At 30.2% G+C, this 18,444-nt stretch carries 17 protein-coding genes; 1 reads left to right on the top strand and 16 read right to left on the bottom strand.

Annotated elements, in window-relative coordinates; all coding sequences use genetic code 11:
* Window positions 1–64 precede the first annotated feature (64 nt).
* Window positions 65–1,864, top strand: a complete 1,800-nt coding sequence (asnB, locus tag BN1865_RS14410; protein ID WP_050637964.1) for an asparagine synthase (glutamine-hydrolyzing) — start codon at window positions 65–67, stop codon at window positions 1,862–1,864.
* 28 nt (window positions 1,865–1,892) lie between these two features.
* Here the strand turns inward: asnB and BN1865_RS14405 are convergent, their stop codons facing one another.
* From BN1865_RS14405 to BN1865_RS14330, 16 genes are all read right to left on the bottom strand, one after another.
* The gene (locus BN1865_RS14405) at window positions 1,893–3,767 is read right to left on the bottom strand and encodes a glycerophosphodiester phosphodiesterase family protein (RefSeq protein ID WP_050637963.1); all 1,875 of its coding nucleotides are present in this window, start codon (window positions 3,765–3,767) and stop codon (window positions 1,893–1,895) included.
* Between the two features lie 29 nt (window positions 3,768–3,796).
* Window positions 3,797–4,204, bottom strand: a complete 408-nt coding sequence (locus BN1865_RS14400) for a hypothetical protein (protein ID WP_050637962.1) — start codon at window positions 4,202–4,204, stop codon at window positions 3,797–3,799.
* Between the two features lie 85 nt (window positions 4,205–4,289).
* Window positions 4,290–5,126 carry a YfjL-like protein gene (locus BN1865_RS14395; RefSeq protein WP_157844137.1) on the bottom strand — a complete coding sequence of 279 codons (837 nt, stop codon included), beginning with the start codon at window positions 5,124–5,126 and terminating at the stop codon, window positions 4,290–4,292.
* A complete protein-coding gene (locus tag BN1865_RS14390; RefSeq protein WP_050637960.1) occupies window positions 5,116–5,613 on the bottom strand; it encodes a zf-HC2 domain-containing protein in 498 nt (165 codons plus the stop codon). Before BN1865_RS14390 ends, BN1865_RS14395 begins: the two co-directional genes overlap by 11 nt.
* Window positions 5,606–6,073, bottom strand: a complete 468-nt coding sequence (locus BN1865_RS14385; RefSeq protein WP_050637959.1) for an RNA polymerase sigma factor — start codon at window positions 6,071–6,073, stop codon at window positions 5,606–5,608. The genes BN1865_RS14390 and BN1865_RS14385 overlap by 8 nt, the downstream gene beginning before the upstream one ends.
* Window positions 6,074–6,260: 187 nt before the next feature.
* Window positions 6,261–7,085 carry a PD-(D/E)XK nuclease family transposase gene (locus BN1865_RS14380; protein WP_050637958.1) on the bottom strand — a complete coding sequence of 275 codons (825 nt, stop codon included), beginning with the start codon at window positions 7,083–7,085 and terminating at the stop codon, window positions 6,261–6,263.
* Window positions 7,086–7,533: 448 nt separating this feature from the next.
* Window positions 7,534–8,355: a MurR/RpiR family transcriptional regulator gene (locus tag BN1865_RS14375; RefSeq protein ID WP_050637957.1), complete on the bottom strand. Its 822-nt coding sequence runs from the start codon at window positions 8,353–8,355 to the stop codon at window positions 7,534–7,536.
* Between the two features lie 57 nt (window positions 8,356–8,412).
* Window positions 8,413–9,072 (bottom strand): SGNH/GDSL hydrolase family protein, encoded by a 660-nt coding sequence (locus BN1865_RS14370; protein WP_050637956.1) that lies wholly within the window; start codon window positions 9,070–9,072, stop codon window positions 8,413–8,415.
* Window positions 9,065–10,567, bottom strand: coding sequence for a DUF4127 family protein (locus BN1865_RS14365; RefSeq protein ID WP_050637955.1), 1,503 nt, complete (start codon window positions 10,565–10,567; stop codon window positions 9,065–9,067). Before BN1865_RS14365 ends, BN1865_RS14370 begins: the two co-directional genes overlap by 8 nt.
* A 13-nt stretch (window positions 10,568–10,580) precedes the next feature.
* A complete protein-coding gene (locus BN1865_RS14360) occupies window positions 10,581–11,339 on the bottom strand; it encodes an HAD-IIB family hydrolase (RefSeq protein WP_050637954.1) in 759 nt (252 codons plus the stop codon).
* Window positions 11,329–12,603 (bottom strand): PTS sugar transporter subunit IIC, encoded by a 1,275-nt coding sequence (locus tag BN1865_RS14355; protein WP_050637953.1) that lies wholly within the window; start codon window positions 12,601–12,603, stop codon window positions 11,329–11,331. Before BN1865_RS14355 ends, BN1865_RS14360 begins: the two co-directional genes overlap by 11 nt.
* Window positions 12,604–12,608: 5 nt before the next feature.
* Window positions 12,609–13,292: an N-acetylmannosamine-6-phosphate 2-epimerase gene (locus BN1865_RS14350; RefSeq protein ID WP_050637952.1), complete on the bottom strand. Its 684-nt coding sequence runs from the start codon at window positions 13,290–13,292 to the stop codon at window positions 12,609–12,611.
* Between the two features lie 676 nt (window positions 13,293–13,968).
* Window positions 13,969–14,610, bottom strand: a complete 642-nt coding sequence (locus tag BN1865_RS14345; protein WP_050637951.1) for a V-type ATP synthase subunit D — start codon at window positions 14,608–14,610, stop codon at window positions 13,969–13,971.
* Window positions 14,603–16,051, bottom strand: a complete 1,449-nt coding sequence (locus BN1865_RS14340; RefSeq protein WP_050637950.1) for a V-type ATP synthase subunit B — start codon at window positions 16,049–16,051, stop codon at window positions 14,603–14,605. The genes BN1865_RS14345 and BN1865_RS14340 overlap by 8 nt, the downstream gene beginning before the upstream one ends.
* A gap of 14 nt (window positions 16,052–16,065) precedes the next feature.
* A complete protein-coding gene (locus BN1865_RS14335) occupies window positions 16,066–17,817 on the bottom strand; it encodes a V-type ATP synthase subunit A (protein WP_050637949.1) in 1,752 nt (583 codons plus the stop codon).
* Window positions 17,818–17,836: 19 nt separating this feature from the next.
* A complete protein-coding gene (locus BN1865_RS14330; RefSeq protein WP_050637948.1) occupies window positions 17,837–18,433 on the bottom strand; it encodes a V-type ATP synthase subunit E in 597 nt (198 codons plus the stop codon).
* Window positions 18,434–18,444 lie beyond the last annotated feature (11 nt).

The raw sequence follows: 18,444 nt of genomic DNA, 5'->3' as shown, positions 1-18,444 counted from the left end.
CAATTTGCTTCAAAAAGTTCTCATATTTTTCTTAGGTATTCATACAATATATGGGGTGAAATATATGTGTGGTATCGTTACAATCTGTAATTACACAAGAAATTTATTAGAATATGAAGAAAAATTAGTGAGAATGGCGAGTTTGATGACAAAAAGAGGACCTGATCATGAAGGTTATTTCATGACCCCTCATTGTTTAATGGCTCATAGAAGATTATCTATTATTGATTTAAAGAATGGCAATCAGCCTATGTTATATACATGGAATGATAAGATTTATAGAATCACTTACAATGGTGAAATTTATAACATGATTAAGATTAAAAATCATTTATTAAGCCTTGGTTATACTTTTGAAACAATGAGTGATACTGAAGTAATTTTGGCAAGTTATATTGAATATCAAGAAAATTGTTTAGATTTATTTGAAGGTATTTTTGCTTTTGTTATTGATGATGGTGAAAAACTTTTTATTGCAAGAGATCAATTAGGTGTTAAACCATTATATTATTTTATTGATCCAAATGGCACAATTGTCATTGCCAGTGAAATCAAATGCATACTTGACTATAAAGGTGCAGCCATTGTTGATCGTGAAGGGGTTAAAGAACTCCTTGGACTAGGTCCTAGCTTAACACCTGGACATACGATTTATAAAGACATTTATTCATTAAGACCAGGATATTATATGTATTTTCAAAAAACATGTGAACCTGTCTGTTATTGGAAGCTACATGATGAACCACATACTGATAATCTTCAAGAAACAATTGCAAAAGTAAGAGAACTTGTGATTGAAAGTGTTCAACAACAATTAATTAGTGATGTTCCACTTTCAACAATGTTATCAGGTGGTTTAGATTCAAGTATTATTACTGCTTTAACAAGTCAGTATATTCAACCATTAACAACTTATAGTATTACTTATGAAGATCAAGAAAAATATTTTAAAGCTTATGACTATCAAACAACTATGGATGATGATTATATTCAAGAAATGTTATCACGTTATCCAACCCATCATTATAAAATCACTTTAAAACAAGAAGATCTTTTGAACAATTTAGAAGAGTCATTAATCGCAAGAGATATGCCAGGTATGGCAGATGTTGATTCAAGTTTCTTACTTTTCTCTAAAGAAATTTCTAAAAATCATAAAGTTGCTTTATCTGGAGAATGTGCAGATGAAATCTTTGGTGGTTATCCATGGTTTTATAAAGAAGAACTTTACAATCAGCCTTATTTTCCATGGATGAGAGATTTAGACTTAAAATTAGATTTATTTAATGAAAAAGTAAAAGCATTAAATCTAAAAGATTATATAATGCAAAAATATCAGGACACATTAAATGAAATTAACACAACAGATCAAAAGAAACAAATGATTTATCTTAATACCCAATGGTTTATGCAAACACTTCTCACACGTGCTGATAGTCAAACAATGCACTCTTCCATCGAAGTTCGCGTTCCCTTTGCTTCTGTTAAAATTTTACAGTATTTATACAATATGCCACGTGCTTATATGTTTATGAATAATGAAGAGAAAGGTATTCTTCGCCAGGCCTTTGAAGATTTATTACCAGCTGATATCGCTCATCGTAAAAAGAATCCTTATCCTAAAACGCATTCACCAATATATAAACAATTAATTCAAGAAAAATTAAAAGAATCATTAAATGATCCTTCTAATATTCTCTATTCTTTTTTTGATAAATCAAAACTTGAAACATTTATTAATACACATGGCGAAAGCTTTACAGCACCTTGGTTTGGTCAATTAATGATGGGACCACAACTCATGGCTTATTTTTATCAAATCTATTTATGGGGTAAAATATACCACATCCAATTAGAATTTTAAGACAAGTAATGCTTGTCTTTTTTCCATTCTACCATGCTCGTTTTGGATAGTTTTTCCCATCATAATAGTAATAGTGATTATCCGTTTTCTCATATTCATCTACAACATTTCTTCCTAAATCTGGATAGTTTGTAATCAATCCACTCACTCCCATATCTAAATATTGTTTCATTTTTTTAGAATTATCAACTGTCCATATATAAATAGGCAACATATGCTTGACTGCCTTTTGGATAAATGATGTACTTGCCCGATTTTCTTCAATCGCTAAAAAATCTATATTCATATTCCAAATTGAATCATCAATATCTCCAACACTACTATAAATACAGTAACCAACCCACCATTCAGGTTTCAAATTTGTTAAGTATTGAACACTATCATAATCTAATGACATAAAAATAGCCTGTTTATGAAACTGATATTTTTCAATGATCTGAACTATTTTTTTTGCCATTTCTTCACCATTTCCCTGACTTGGTTTCAACTCAATTAACAATCCAATATGGAATTGATTTTCACGCATTTTTAAAATAAGATTTTCTAAAGATATCATATGTGCAGTCTTATTATTTTGTTTTAGTTCTATTTTTTCTAATTCAGCAGCAGTTAAATCAGAAAGATTTGCTGAAGAAGATGATAATCTAGATAAATTATAATCATGAAAAACCATTGGTACTCCATCTTTTGATAACTGAATATCTATTTCAGCATAATCAGCCTGACTATCATTAGCATCCTTGATAGCTTCATAAGTATTCTCTATATAATACCCTGATCCTCTATGTCCAATCACCCATGGACGATGTACAAAAGCATCACCACTCAAATAAAAATCACCTAAAATCATTAGAATAATGATAAGAATAATTTTAACAAATCTTTTATGATTTTGATATATAGACAATTGATTTATTTTTTGTTTCATCATTTCTATTATTCTTAATAAAAACTTTTGAAATTGGATAATTCGTTGATTTAAATGATCAGTTTTTATAGAAACCTCATTAATTGTTATGAGTTCTTTTTCATTTTTCATAACTATGTGAACTATATATCTGATAAAGAAAGTCATAACAATAACCAATCCTAAAGATAAGATAATATATTGCATTGCACTATAACGAAAAGCACTTGAATTAATAAAATATTTAAGAAAATATCTATTAAAATCACGATTATGTAAAATAGGATATGGTAAAATATTCATAACAAAAGATTCAATAATTAACCATGTGATAATCAGCGTTAATATCTTTAACTTATCCATAGCTTGTAACTTTTTAATAAGATGAAAACTGCTTTTTACTGCCTCAATAATACTCTGATTTTTTAATACAATATAGATTGGAGCAAAAAATGTAAAAATAAATAATGAATAATATATCAGATAAATAAGACAAATTAAAACATTCCCAATCACTGTTAATCTTAATTCTCCAAAAACAAAAGGAGGAATATCCCATCTCAAAATATAACTATTTAAATATCCAATATGTACCAAAGGTAACAATAAAACCAAATAAACACCACAAATTAAAAAAGTTCCATATCGTAATGATTTTAAATTTATAAAACTTTTTAACATAATTTGTCTTAAAGAATAATGACTACCTTTTAAATCCAATGTTACAATATTAATAACAACATAAAGTTCATAATAGACAATCAAAACAATACTTATAAATAAAATAAGAAAAATAATAATTCCTTTGATTGATAAAAACTGAAATATCATATCCTGATTAAAAGCAATACCATAACTCACACTATCTAAATATTCTTTTAATATTGTTCTTAAAATTGGGCTTACAAAAAGGAGTACAATTATTTTATAAAAGATTTCAAACTTTAAAATATTTTTTAATAATTGATAATACTTTAATTGTTTTATCTTTTCCATAATAGACTCCTCTTATAACTTATATCTATTTAAACAACATAGTTTGACTGTGTCAAGTTTATTTTTTTATAAATATATTTGAAAACAACATAAGTCACAAAAACACAACCTAATGAAAAATAAAATTCTGGATAACATAAATCTATACTTAATCCCAAATCAAAATGTCCACTCAAACTAATAATATGCCATGTTAAAAACTCATATATCTGCATTGCTATAATACCAATCATCCCAATACTGCCTATGATTTCACTATTCTTCCCATAATCTGTCCAAATACCAAAAAAGGCTAGAACAATACATGTTAAAGCTATGGGATTATCTAGTAAAACCCAGCCGTAAACTGTCTCTATGTGATTTCCACCAAACCATGGTAAAGAAATAGTCACCAAACTCATCATAAAAAGGACTGTCAAAAATATTTTTCTCTTCATATAACCAAGCCTCCTATAGGCATAGTATACTAGAAAGAATACTAAATAATATCTAATAATCACTTAAAAAAATCTTAAGATTTTCTTAATACATCTCCTCTGCTTTTTCATGATCTTTTTCTTCATAATATTGCTTTGTTATTGTTAGGCATTTCTCTATTTTTTTATCAATCTCCTCTGCTTTTATATCTTTATACATAAATTTAATAAGATCAATTCTTTCAGAAGATTCCTGATGCCCTGATGATGTCTTTTGCAAATGAAAATCAACAGCGTGAAATAAAACTTTTCTTTGATCCATATATGTTTTTAATTCCAGTAATAGACTTGCCGCTTTTTTAATACTGACTTCATCATCTTGAACATAAATAACAAGATATCCTGCTTCTCGTCCTAATTCATTAGAATCAAACTGCTGATCTAATTTAATTTGAGTTTTATCTAATCCAAATGGCTCATAAAGAAGCGTCCCATCTCTCATTGTTTCTATTTCATCTTTCCATTGAATGCTCCCAAAACATATTTCTGAATCAGAAAATGGGAAATCTTTTGAAACAATTACCTGATCAGTATATTTTCGATATTGCATATCTATTCGTTGCATAGTATTCCATTTTTCAATAACATTCTCTTCATAAGAATTCCAAATGAGTTTGCCCGTCCAATCATAAGCAAGTGAAAAAGTTGAATCCTCACTTGTTGGTGATACTATTTTTGCATTATAAAGACCATCTTTAAAATTATAATTCACTTCATTGAGTTGAAAATCATATTCTTTATAATGTTCTTGAATATACCCATTTGCACAATGTTTAACCCAAAGTTTAGAAGTTATCAGACCATTAAAACTGCCATATATCCACAATAACATGATTATGAGTAGTGTCCCAATACCAAAAGCTATCCATCGTTTAATCTTCATTATAATTCCTCCTTGAAAATGCATAACAGTAGCATCCTCCTATAATTATTCCAATAGTCATAAAAAACCAGTAAATGACAACATACATCATCATTCCATTAAAAGATTCTTGCTGAAACAAAGCAATTCCCATTTGAGATATAAAAACAAGAATATATAAAACATAGACTTTTTTTCGCAATAGCCAATAACCAATGCCACCAATAAGCGGTATCAATATAAAATTTTGAAACTGATACTGTGTCGCACTAAATGAGGTTGCAATTAAAATCATCAATATTAAAAAACCAATCCATGTTATTCTTAGTTTCTTACGCCATTTCTTATCTAAATTCTGTGAATCATAATGAGGTGGATTTTCTAATAAAGTCCGACATTCCTCACAACTTTCACAATGTTTTTTGACAAATATTTGGCTCTCTTGACTTGCTACACCATCATTCACTAATGGAATTAAGTCTTGCACTATACCACATTCTTTACTCAAAATAATCACCTCTTTCCAATATGTCCTTTAAATGTTTTTTCATTCGATGATAAATCACTCTTACTGAATTCGCATTGAGTTCTAATATTTCTGCAATTTCTTCAAATGCATATCCTTCTATTCTTAACCGAAAAACTTGTTGATATTTCTCTGGCTGATCTTTTATAAGTTCCATAATATCTTCAAAGTGATAAGAATAATCTTGAATAAAAGGAATATCAGGAAGAATATCTGTTGAAACTTCTATTTTTCTTTTCTTTAATTCTTTATATGTTGTATGTCTTGCAATAGAGAAAATCCAAGTTTTGATATGTGATTTTCCTTTAAAAGAAGGTAATGATAACATCACTTGATAGAATGTTTCTGATGTTAAATCTTCACTTAATGTCTGATTATGGCAAAGACTATATATGTAACAATAAACATCTTTATGATATTGTTGATATAATTCATCTATCATCATAATACCTCCTTCTATAAATATGTACCTTTTAGTACCATCAATGTTACAAGAATAGAAATAATTAATCAATAATATCAATTCAAATATCAAATGTTTATATCTCGCAAAAACAATCATAAGAATTTTATTCCCTTAAATTATAAGCTTCATCAAAAAAAGGACAAAATCAATTTGTCCTTTCTCATTATGAACTGAATATTCCTATGTATAGTGAACGTTCCTCTTTGGGAATATCTAAGAAATCTAATGCTTCTTCTAATGTATAACCATTTTTATTCATTAATTTTTTTATTGATACAATTATCCCTTGTTGCCTGCCAATGGCTTCGCCTTCACGTAAACCTTCAAGTTTTCCTTTATTTTTGATCTCTTCCCATATCTCACACATCTCTTGTTTCCCTCCTTCATTTTCTTTGTAATAGTTTACTCTCTTTCTTAGAAACTCATAGTGTATATCTCTTGAATCAGTACAGAACATATCATGCATTAATCTCCCTAATGCTGTATCCTCCTGAATGCTTGCATTCACATAGATAATTTCTCTTCCTTCTTCAAACATCTGATTGTTTTCATCAATTCTACAATGACTATGATAGATTGGCAATCCATATCCCAATACATCTGTCTCAGTTATAAAGATAATGATGACATTAGGCAGCTTATCCCATTGTTCATTGGGAAACGATGTATTCGCATCTATCAGACTTCCATGAAACCTCGCTCTTTTGGGATGGGCTCCTTTCGTATCTCTCTGCACTTCAATGTTGATATAGTCATCACCATCCTTAACCAGCACATCAATACTGATTGCTCTTCCCAGTATATTATTGATATCATACTGAGCATGACATTCAATGATATCAACTTTCCTATCAAGGATAATTTCAAGAAACTGTCTGACAACATCCTCATCCTTAAAGACAATCCTCATGAAGTCATCATCCATCAGTCTCAGTCTGGCAATAGAATCAAGATAATCAGTACTGTTTTCGCAAATCAAAAAACTCATTACATAACCTCCTTATATTGATATAAGGAATCTAATAATAATATACCATAATATTTGCTTAAAGTAAATACGTATTCAAAAGATCCCTATACTTATATATACACAAAAAAAGTTCATTTTTCTTTTTTTAAATCAAAGAAATTTAAAATTATATGAAATAATTATTAAAATAAATGAAAAATTCAACAAGGATACTTTGTATATATCTTGTTATAACTTTTTTGTGATAAAATTTATTCTTTTCTAATAAAAAAACCTCCTTCATAATCATTATAAAGGAGGATTAAAATCATGGTGACATAATCGCTGAATTTTAATATATACTCTTTTTATATAGAACTTTTTTGTAACACACGCTTAAAAATTCTGAATATTTATTTAAGATGATAAAAATTGTTTCTATTATATTTATTCACAAATGATTTCAACTCTATGCAAGATAATATCATTATTCTTCTAATTCATAATGAATATGTTCTAATGTCATTTTTAATTTTTCATCTTTATTTGCTTTATTGTAATGTAAGTAATGTGTATAGAGAATATCAATCATAATTAATGCTGGCATTTGTGGTGATATTTTATCTGAAATAGCTAAATTTTTTAATCCACCAATGAGTACCAGTTCATCGTAATAAGAGCGATATTCATAAACCTTCGCTGCCGATAACATAATTGTTTTAGCACCTTTCTCTTTTGCATTTTTTAATCCTTCAACAACTTCTTCGGTTTTCCCACTGACACTGATTCCAATTACTAAAGATTTTTCATGAACACGTGTAATATTCATTCTAATAGAATGAGCCTCAGCTAAATAATCAACATCTAATCCTAATCTCATGAACCTCAGTTTAAATTCTCTTGCAACGACAGCGGATGATCCAATTCCATAAATATATACACGCTCATACTCATCAAGCATTTTAGAAATTCTAATCATTTGTTCATTATTAACAAGGGAATATGTTTTTTCTAAAACTTTTTGATAAGAATTTAAAACTTGCTTTGTTAAAATATCTAGATGTTTATCTGATGGATGTGAATCCTGATAAGCAAATAAAAATTGTCTATATCCACTAAATCCTAATTTTTTAGCAAATCGTGATAAAGAAGCTTCTGAAACAAATAATCTTTGCGATACAGCCTTTGAGGATAAATCTTCATCATGTATACAATCTATAAAATAATCAGCAATATTTTTTTCTACATGTGTCAATTCTTCATAGGCTGATTCTATAATGGGTAAGACACTTTTATTATATGATAACATTTTCTTTCTCCTCATCTTTTTTTGTCATTATATCACAAAAAGGAAACAGATGTTTCCTTAAATCAATTTATCTATAATAGGTTTAATAAGTTCGGTTAACTTTTTATACCCTTTATCATTCAAATGTAACCCATCACTATAGTATTGCATTATAGCATTCTTTCGTTCATCTACAAAATTATCAAATATATTGACTAATGTTGTTTGAGAATCTGTAATCAATTCTAAATATTGAGAATATATCATTTCAACAAGATCATTGCAACGAATACCTGGGACCTGATGATAACTTCTCAATTCTTCTCGACAAGGTAATGTAGATAATAATACAATATGTGTATTAGGACAATTTCCACGAATAACATCAATAATATTTTTCACATTAACTGCAATTTGTTTAGGCGATAACATAACTGTATTTCCTAAATCATTAATCCCAATCATAAGCACAACAACTTTAGGATTATATTTGATAACAGCTTCATCTACTATCCACAATAATTCTTCAGAAATCGCACCACCAATTCCACAATTATATTTCAATTCTATATCAGAATAATATTTTTCTAAATCATACATCTCAGTAATTGAATCCCCAAAGAAAACAACACCATTTTGATAAGCATTTTGAGTTTGTTTGATAATTGTTAACATTCTTTTTAATTGTCCTTCTCTTAATTGATAAAAACAAGGATTATATAACATTTTCTCACGCATTCTTATTCACCACTATTTCCATACCTATTTCAAACATTCTATGCCAAGGCATATTGATTTTTACAATTGTTGTTGGATATTTTTGACTTATTTTAAGGGAGTTATAATAAGTTTGAAGTTTTTCTTTAATAATATCCTCTACATCATTTTGTTTATTTTTAAAATCATAATAAGATAATCCTAATTCTATCAAATCTTTATCTATAACTTCTTTTCTAACAAGAGACTGATAGAATACATCTTCAATAAGACGATAACACAAATGAAAATAATTTTGTTTTTGACTAAGAAACGCTTGTGATAAACAAGTGCCTAGAGAATTACAATTTGTATTCCACCCAGCATAGCTGATCAGTTTTTCTAAAACATCAAGATCATCTAGATATTGAATCAACTCATAGTCTCCACCATTGCTAAAGGCACTATCACATAAAGCAACTTGATAACCCAAATGAACATAATCTTGAATCTGATATGCAAAATCTAGCAATTGGCGATAGCTCGTATAACTTATATCTTGCTCACTTTTATCAATAAAGGCTTCCTGCATCACTTTTCCTGGCGCGTTAATAGCAAGTATAATATCTGCATCTTGGACATTCTGAACAATTTTTGCTTTACACACACGAATATGTGATTTAAGACTCTCTAACATTGGTCGATCTTCATATTTTGGAATTAAAGTAGGACCTAAAACTGATGCATAAAATGGATACACTTTTGGTTCAATATTGATATATTCATGATAAGCACGTGCTAAAAGTGACATAGCGACTTCATCAGCCCCTGGATAAATCATAACTTTTTGTTCTAGATGTTTTGCTTTCACTTCCTCAACAACACGTTTTTGAGAAATAGCCGTATATCCATATGGTGATGAATCATCTTGAGGAATGACTAAGAAATCTATATACCCTTTTGCTAAGTATTCAATAACTTCTAAATTCATCATTGTATTAAAATCTCTACGTTTTTCATAATCTTCTATAATATCTAGAGGAATACAAATCTGATTTAACTCTGTTTGTTGCTCATCTGTTAAGCCATGTCTTTCTTTATAATTGGTGAGATATGCTCTTCTAAACAAGTCATAACCATATTTTTCATAATAGTCAGGTTCTTCTTCACTAGAGTTATAACTAGGTGCTCTCATAATACAATGAAAAGCATATATTTTGATATTTGGATATGTTTTCTTTATATCTTGAATCACCTTTAATCTTTGCATAGCATCTTCTTTTGTACAATGATGTAAACGTGATGGGATCAATCCTCCATAAATAAGCATATCGATTGAAATAATTACATTATCACATCCACTAGCATGTTCTTTTAAAAAGCGAGAAATCATATTTGTATTGGCTGGTTTCTTTTTATCACCTAAAAGAGTTTGAGAAGGAATACATAATTCTATTTCCGCTTTTGAAGAAACTATCATTTGTGGGAAATTATAATTGCATGGTCTTTCATCTAAAGGTATTAGTAATGTTTTCATACATCTTCCCCCATTATTCTATTTGAGATATAATTTCTTTTAATGATTCTAAGATATTTGCTTTTCGTATACATGAATATGAACATTCTTTATCTGATACAAGATATCCTTTATCAGCAATTAAAAACATATCAAAATCATTTGGAGAATCTCCAATAGCATATACATATTGATCTGCATAAAGACATTCAACTGCATGTCCTTTAGAAGCAGAAATATGCATAATTTCAAGTGATGTTTCAGATGTCATAACAGCTTTTGTCATTTTATAATGAGAATTGATATATTCAGCAATATCACTTAAGATTTCCTTTTCACCAACTATTAAAAACAAAATAGCTGGCTGGTATAAAATAATATTCTTAAAATCACTATAAAGAATATGTGAATCATAGAGTTCCTTTGGAAAGAGTGGATCTCTTTTGGTTTTCCAGTAACGATTAGAGATCGTATTTAACTCAATGCGGATCTCTAAATTTTTAATATGATCATATATATGAAGTGCTTCTTGCTTATCCAAAAGAGTCGCTTCACAATGATTCCTTGTATTGATGACTGCACCATTTTGCGATATTCTTTCCTCAATATTTAAATGATATTTCTGATCAATCATAATAATGTCATGATCTAATCTGCCTGTACAGATAGCAAGTGTACATCCCGCTCGCTGAAGTGTATCAAGACAATTTAATGTCTCAATACCTCCAATAATTTGATTTTGACTATCTAACAGTGTCCCATCTAGATCAAAAACAACAACTTTATTCTTCAATCTTTTCAACACTTTCTTTATTCATAACTTTGACAAATGGGATGTATATAAACACAGAAACAATTAAAATAACCAACCCTACAACTCCTGACATAATATCTCCGCCAGTTGCTAGAAAGGCACTAATAACTGGTGGGGTTGTCCATGGAATAAGAACATAAGTATGCGCCATAATACCAATTTGAGTCGCTAGTGCACCAATACCAAGACCTGCCAATGTTGCTCCAATCATAGGAATAATAAGAATTGGATTCATAACAACAGGTAATCCAAACATTAAAGGTTCAGAAATATTAAATAATGCTGGAACAAGTCCAAGTTTTCCTATCACTTTATAATCATCTCTTTTAGAAACAAGGAATATCGCGATCACAAGTGCTAACATATTACCTGCTCCACCCATAAACGCAACTGAATCTAAGAATGGTTTTGTAATCATCTGTGTAGCAGCTTCATTTGCATTAATTGCATTTATATTGAGTGATAAGCTTGCTAAATAGATAGGTTCTAAGATTGGATTGAAGATATACGCTGAATGAATTCCAAAGCCCCATAACAGCATATATAATACATAGATAATAATCAATCCTATCGGTGATGAAACAATAGCTGTAAATGGTGTTTGTATCCAAGTAAAAATCAAATCGTTCAATGGTGCTCCCATTGCATCAGTCGCTATTCTTACAATCGCAAAAATAATAACTGTCAAGGCAACTGGAATAATTGAATTAAATGATCTGGCAATACCTGTTGGAACACTTTCGGGCATTTTGATAATCAAAGTTTTAAATCCCATCAAGAAACGAAGAACTTCAACTGATAATAAAGCTGATAAGAATGCTGTAAACATTCCTGCTGCTCCTAAATAATAAGTTGTCACATATTCACCTATTGTTGCATCAGCAACAAATGGTGTTAGACATAAGAAACAAACAACTGACATTGTTCCGGCAATAGATGTATCCATTTTATAGTTTTTTGCCAGTGCTTTGGCAGTTGTAAATGTCAATAATATAGCCATAACTGACATTGATGCTGAACCAATGACACTTCCTAATTGAGCAAAGCCACTACATGGCAACCCAAACCATTTATCTAAATAATGCCCTTCTCCTACAAATACACTATTAATAAGTGTAAACAACGATGCTGTAATCACTAATGGCATAATTGAAATGAAGCCATCTCTAATTGCTGCTAAATATCTATTTTTTGATAATTTTTCAGCAATTGGCAATAATAAATTTGAAATTTTATCCATCATATTTTTTACCTCTCCTTCTTTATTTCATCTACAAATCTTTTTGTAATGACTTGCGGTCTTGTAATCATTGAACCAACAACCACACTATAACAACCTAATTCCAAAGCTCTTTTTACTTTTAAAGGAGTATCAATATTCCCCTCCCCAATAACAGGGTGTTGAACCGAAGAAATGATATCTTTGATAATCTTAAAATCATCAGCTTCGATTTTATGACCATAACTTTGTGGTGTATACCCCACAAGCGTAGTTCCTATAAAATCAAAACCTAGTTCATCTGCATGTATAGCTTCATCAACTGTAGAACAATCAGCCATAAATAATTGATGAGGATATTTATCTTTAACCTCTTTAAAAAACTCATCTAGACTTTGATGATTTAAACGAAACTGCTTCGTTGCATCCATTGCAATAATACTAACTCCTTCCGCTACCAAGGCGTCGACTTCCTTCATAGTTGGTGTGATATAGATATCTGTTCCTTTATAATCTTGTTTAATGATACCTATAATAGGGAGATTAACTTCTTGTTTAATTGCATGAATATCTGCTACAGTGTTAGCACGTATTCCTTTAGCTCCACCCATTTGAGCCGCTAGTGCCATCTTGGACATAATAAATGATGAATGCAATGGCTCATCCTCTAATGCTTGACATGATACAATAAGATTATTTTGAAATTCTTTCATCTTTTTTCCTCCTCTGATATCAATTTACTGGCAATTTTAATGATTGACAAGTATTTAGGAGGTTTTAGAAATTACTTTCACTTTTTCTTTGTCACTACTTGATTTTTATTCATTTTTGAAAGTAATTTCTAAAAAAGATAAGAAAAATTATCTTATCTTTTTGTCAGTAATTCCTAATATTTTTTATTGAGTTCTTTTACCAATAGTTCAATTGATGATGAATACATCTGCATTTATCCTAAATACTGATGTGTAATTTTTCCTATTTTCAAATCTATAATTACAAAACATAATTATAAAAAATCTGTACAGAAATCATTATCTTCAATTATTATTCTTTTTTGTCGGAAGACAAAACTATATATTCCAATTAGATTTAATACATCCATGATTATAAAATTGTTTGGCTTCATTATTTTCTATCATCAATAACTCTTTAATTAATCCTCTTCCATATTTTACTTTTACTCACTACCTTGTTTTTCAACATGTTTTCACCGTTTTAAAATTAACTGTTTGTTTTATTTCATCCATTAAATTTAGGATGTTATCATAAAATTATTAATCTAAATAATTTAAACTTATATGAAATAATTACTAAAACAAACAATGCAACAAGGATACTTTGTATATATCTTGTTATAACTTTTTTGTGATAAAACAAAAAAACAAGATTCTAAGCAGAACCTTGTTTCTTTAAACTTTCTTGTTTATCTTTTTGAGTTTTAATGACTTTTTGACGTGAGAACTCTTCTCTGTCTTTTTCATCTAAAGCTTCACTAATAAATTTTACTGTCGCTTCAAAATCAGGAATAGAAATATTTTTTAGCGCATTGGCTCTTTTTTGTGTTTTACGAATGGCATTTGCTAAACGATAAACAGCATTTTCTATTTCAGCAAGTTTAACAGTAAGCTCTTTAACATGGTAGAAGCAACGATAAGCATAATCTACTTTCGAGTTTGCTCTTTCAAAACCATAACCTAAACGAAGAGGTGTCTTTTCATAAGTGACTTTAGGAATTTCTACTCCCATAACACTTCGATAAGTCACACTAATTCCTTCATCAATAGGAACAGCTTCTACAATATCACTGATAATTCCTAAAGACATATTTGCTTCTTGAAGTGCATAATATGCTTTTTCATAAGAATCAGTGATATCATCTCTAATCATCTTGACATCATCTAATAAACCCATCATTTCTTTGATTAGAACATTTCTTTTTTTATCCATCAAGTCATATCCTAGATATGCTAGTTCCAATGACTTTTTGGTAGCAATCAGATTTCCCTTTGTCGGAAAGACTTGATTAGCCATTGTCTACTGCCTGTTGTAACTCTTTGATTTGACCATCTTCTAGAAGACCAAATTGAGCTACGGCTTTTTCATGATCATAGAATTGTTCTAATACAGCATTATCAATACGGTCTAATTCACCTTTAGGAAGTACAGATAATAATGTCCATCCTAAATCAAGTGTTTCTTCAATAGATCTATTTGTATTAAATCCTTGATTAATAAAGAATTTTTCAAACAAACGACCAAATTCCATATACTTCTTATCAACTGCAGATAATTCGTCTTCACCAATAACTGATGTTAATGATTTAACATCTTGCACATGTGCATAAGCAGCAAATAATTGGTTAGAAACAGATGAATGATCAGCTCTTGTAAATCCTTCACCAATACCGTCTTTCATTAAACGTGATAATGATGGTAAAACACTTACTGGTGGATAAATACCCATTGCATTCAATTCAGAATCAAGTGTAATTTGTCCTTCCGTAATATATCCAGTTAAGTCAGGAACTGGATGCGTAATATCATTGTTAGGCATTGTCAAAATAGGAATTTGTGTAACAGAACCATTTGCTGATTTGGCAATTCCAGCTCTTTCATATAAAGAAGCTAAATCTGAATAAAGATATCCAGGATATCCTTTACGTCCAGGAATTTCTCCTTTACTTGAAGAGAATTCACGCAATGCTTCACAATAAGAAGTGACGTCAGTATAAATAACTAAGATATGCATATCATGTTCAAATGCTAAATATTCAGCAGCTGTTAAAGCACATCTTGGTGTTAAGATACGTTCAATAATAGGGTCATTTGATAAGTTAAGGAACATAACAACTCTTTGCATAACCCCTGCTTCTTCAAATGAACGTCTAAAGTATTCAGCAACATCGTTTGTAACACCCATAGCGGCAAAAACAACCCCGAATCCTTTACCTTCATCATCAGCAACTTTTGCCTGCTTAACAATTTGAACAGCTAATTGATTATGTGGTAAACCTGAACCTGAGAAGATAGGTAATTTTTGACCACGAATCAATGTTGTCAAACAGTCAATAGACGAAATTCCTGTATTGATATAGTTACGTGGATAAACACGTGCTACTGGATTCAATGGCAAACCATTAATATCCATTGATTTTTCAGCATAAATTTCACCAAGTCCATCAATTGGCTTTCCAGCCCCAGAGAAAACACGACCTAAGATTTCTCTAGAAACTGGTAACTCCATTGGATGACCTAATAATCTTGTTTTTGTATTTGCTAAAGATAGTGAGTTTGTTCCTTCAAATACCTGAACAACAACTCTTTCTCCTTCAATTTGAACAATACGTCCTAAACGAGTAGAACCATCTTTACATTGTAATTCAACCATTTCGTCGTATGAAGCATCTTTGACATGATCTAATACGACTAATGGACCGTTAATTTCATTCAAACCTACATATTGAAGACTCATAACTTTTTCCTCCTTTAGTCTATAGATGCAACTGCTTCATCAATTTCCTTATAATAATCATCAAACAAAGCTAAATTATTATTTGGAACATCATATTTCATTTTAACAACCTTATCAAAAATACCTGTTTCCAAAATCAAACGAATTGGTTTTCCAGCATTAACAACTTCTTTTCCACGTTTATACATATATAAAATAACTTCCATCATTTTTAACTGTTTTTCAAGTGGAACATAAGTATCATCAGGATGGAAAGCATTTTGTTGTAAATAACCAACACGAACAAGTTTAGCTACCTCGATAATTAATTTTTGATCATCAGGTAAAACATCAGACCCCATTAACTTAACGATTTCCATTAATTTTGTTTCTTCAGCAAGAATACTTGCTAATTCCTGACGATCTCTTAAGAACTTAGGATCAACATTTTTATTGAACCATCTTTCTAGATCAGGAATATATTCACTGTAACTTTGATTCCAGTTAATCGCAAAATAGTGACGTGCATAAGCTAATGCTTTATCTAATGCCCAGAATGTACGAACGAAACGTTTTGTATTTTGAGTAACTGGTTCAGAGAAGTCTGCCCCTTGAGGAGAAACAGCTCCGATAATTGTTACAGAACCTTTTGTACCATTTAAATTATCCATATATCCAGCACGTTCATAGAATTGAGATAAACGTGAAGGGAGATATGCAGGGAAACCTTCTTCGGCAGGCATTTCTTCCAAACGTCCAGAGATTTCACGTAATGCTTCTGCCCAACGAGAAGTTGAGTCAGCCATAATCGCAACATGATATCCCATATCACGATAATATTCAGCAAGTGTAACACCTGTATAAATAGAAGCTTCACGAGCTGCAACTGGCATGTTAGAAGTGTTGGCAATTAAGACAGTTCTATCTGTTAAAGGTTTGTTTGACTTAGGGTCAATCAATTCTCTAAACTCTTCAAGAACTTGTGTCATTTCATTTCCACGTTCTCCACAACCAACATAAACGATAATATCAGCATCACACCATTTTGCTAACTGGTGCTGAGTCATTGTTTTCCCAGTTCCAAATCCACCAGGAATAGCTGCTGTTCCACCTTTTGCAATTGGGAACAATGTATCAATAACACGTTGCCCAGTCACAAGTGGCATTGAAATAGGTAAACGTTTTGTAACTGGACGAGATTGTTTAATTGGCCATTTTTGAGTTAAAGTACATTCAATAATCTTTCCTTCTTCATCCTCAATCTTCATCACAACATCATCAATCTTATATTGACCATTTGGTGCAACTTCAATAACTTTCCCTTTTGTATATGGTGAAACCATACATTTATGAGTAATTAAATCAGTTTCAGGAATAGTGGCATAAATATCTCCACCTTTCACTTGATCACCGACTTTAGCAACCATTGTGACATCCCATAATTTATTCTTATCAAGAGGGTCAACATGACTACCTGTTGGAATAAATGATCCAGATTCCTTTGCTATTTCTTCTAGGGGTCTTTCAATCCCATCAAAAATATTTCTTAAAATACCAGGTCCAAGAGTTACAGAAATAGGTTGTCCTGTTGCATAAACAGGTTCTCCTGGTTTTAATCCTGTTGTCGTTTCATAGACTTGGATTGTTGTAAATTCTTTTTTGATAGAGATAACTTCCCCTATCAATCTAGCATTTCCAACATAAACCATTTCTAACATCGAAAAGGCATCAGTATCTTTCACTGTAACAACGGGACCATTGATTGAATAGATTACATTTTCATTCATTTTCAAATCCCCCATGTTTTTATTTTATAATTAATCCAGAATTTTTATTGAACCATTCTTTTTGATTATTTAAAGCAAAATCCAAAGTTTCATCAACGACTAATGAAGATTCTTTATCTTCAATCATAAATCCACCAATGACAATTTCATCACTTGCTTCAACTTTAATCTCATGTCCAAAAGCTTTTGTTAAAGCTTTTTCCATAGATAAATCTTTTTTAGCGACATACATAACTGCATGCGTCCCTTCAAAGTTAGGTGCAACTTTCTTTATTTTTGCTTCCATAAAAGATGCATAGTCTTGACTATCTGCAAAAGCTAATAATTTCTTTTTTGCTTCATCAAAAATTGTTTTGACATACTCATCTCTTTTTTCAATTAATTTCTTAGTTCTTTCAATATGACTTTCAGAAATTTCAGCAGAAGCATTAGAACTCATTTCCTCTTCTTCTTGTTTTAATTTCAAATCAGCATCTCTTTTCGCTTCAGCTCTCATAGATTCATAAGCTTCATCTTCTAGTGATTTGACTTCATCAAGAATAGATTTCTCTTCATTCTTTGCTTGTCTTTCAATTTCATCTTTCATATAGAGAAATACTTGATCAATATTCTGCATAATCTTTCTCT

Source organism: Candidatus Stoquefichus sp. SB1, assembly GCF_001244545.1.
Classification (GTDB): domain Bacteria; phylum Bacillota_I; class Bacilli_A; order Erysipelotrichales; family Coprobacillaceae; genus Stoquefichus.
The sequence above is the reverse complement of the archived record's forward strand: the minus strand, read 5'-3'. Positions and strand labels throughout refer to the sequence as shown.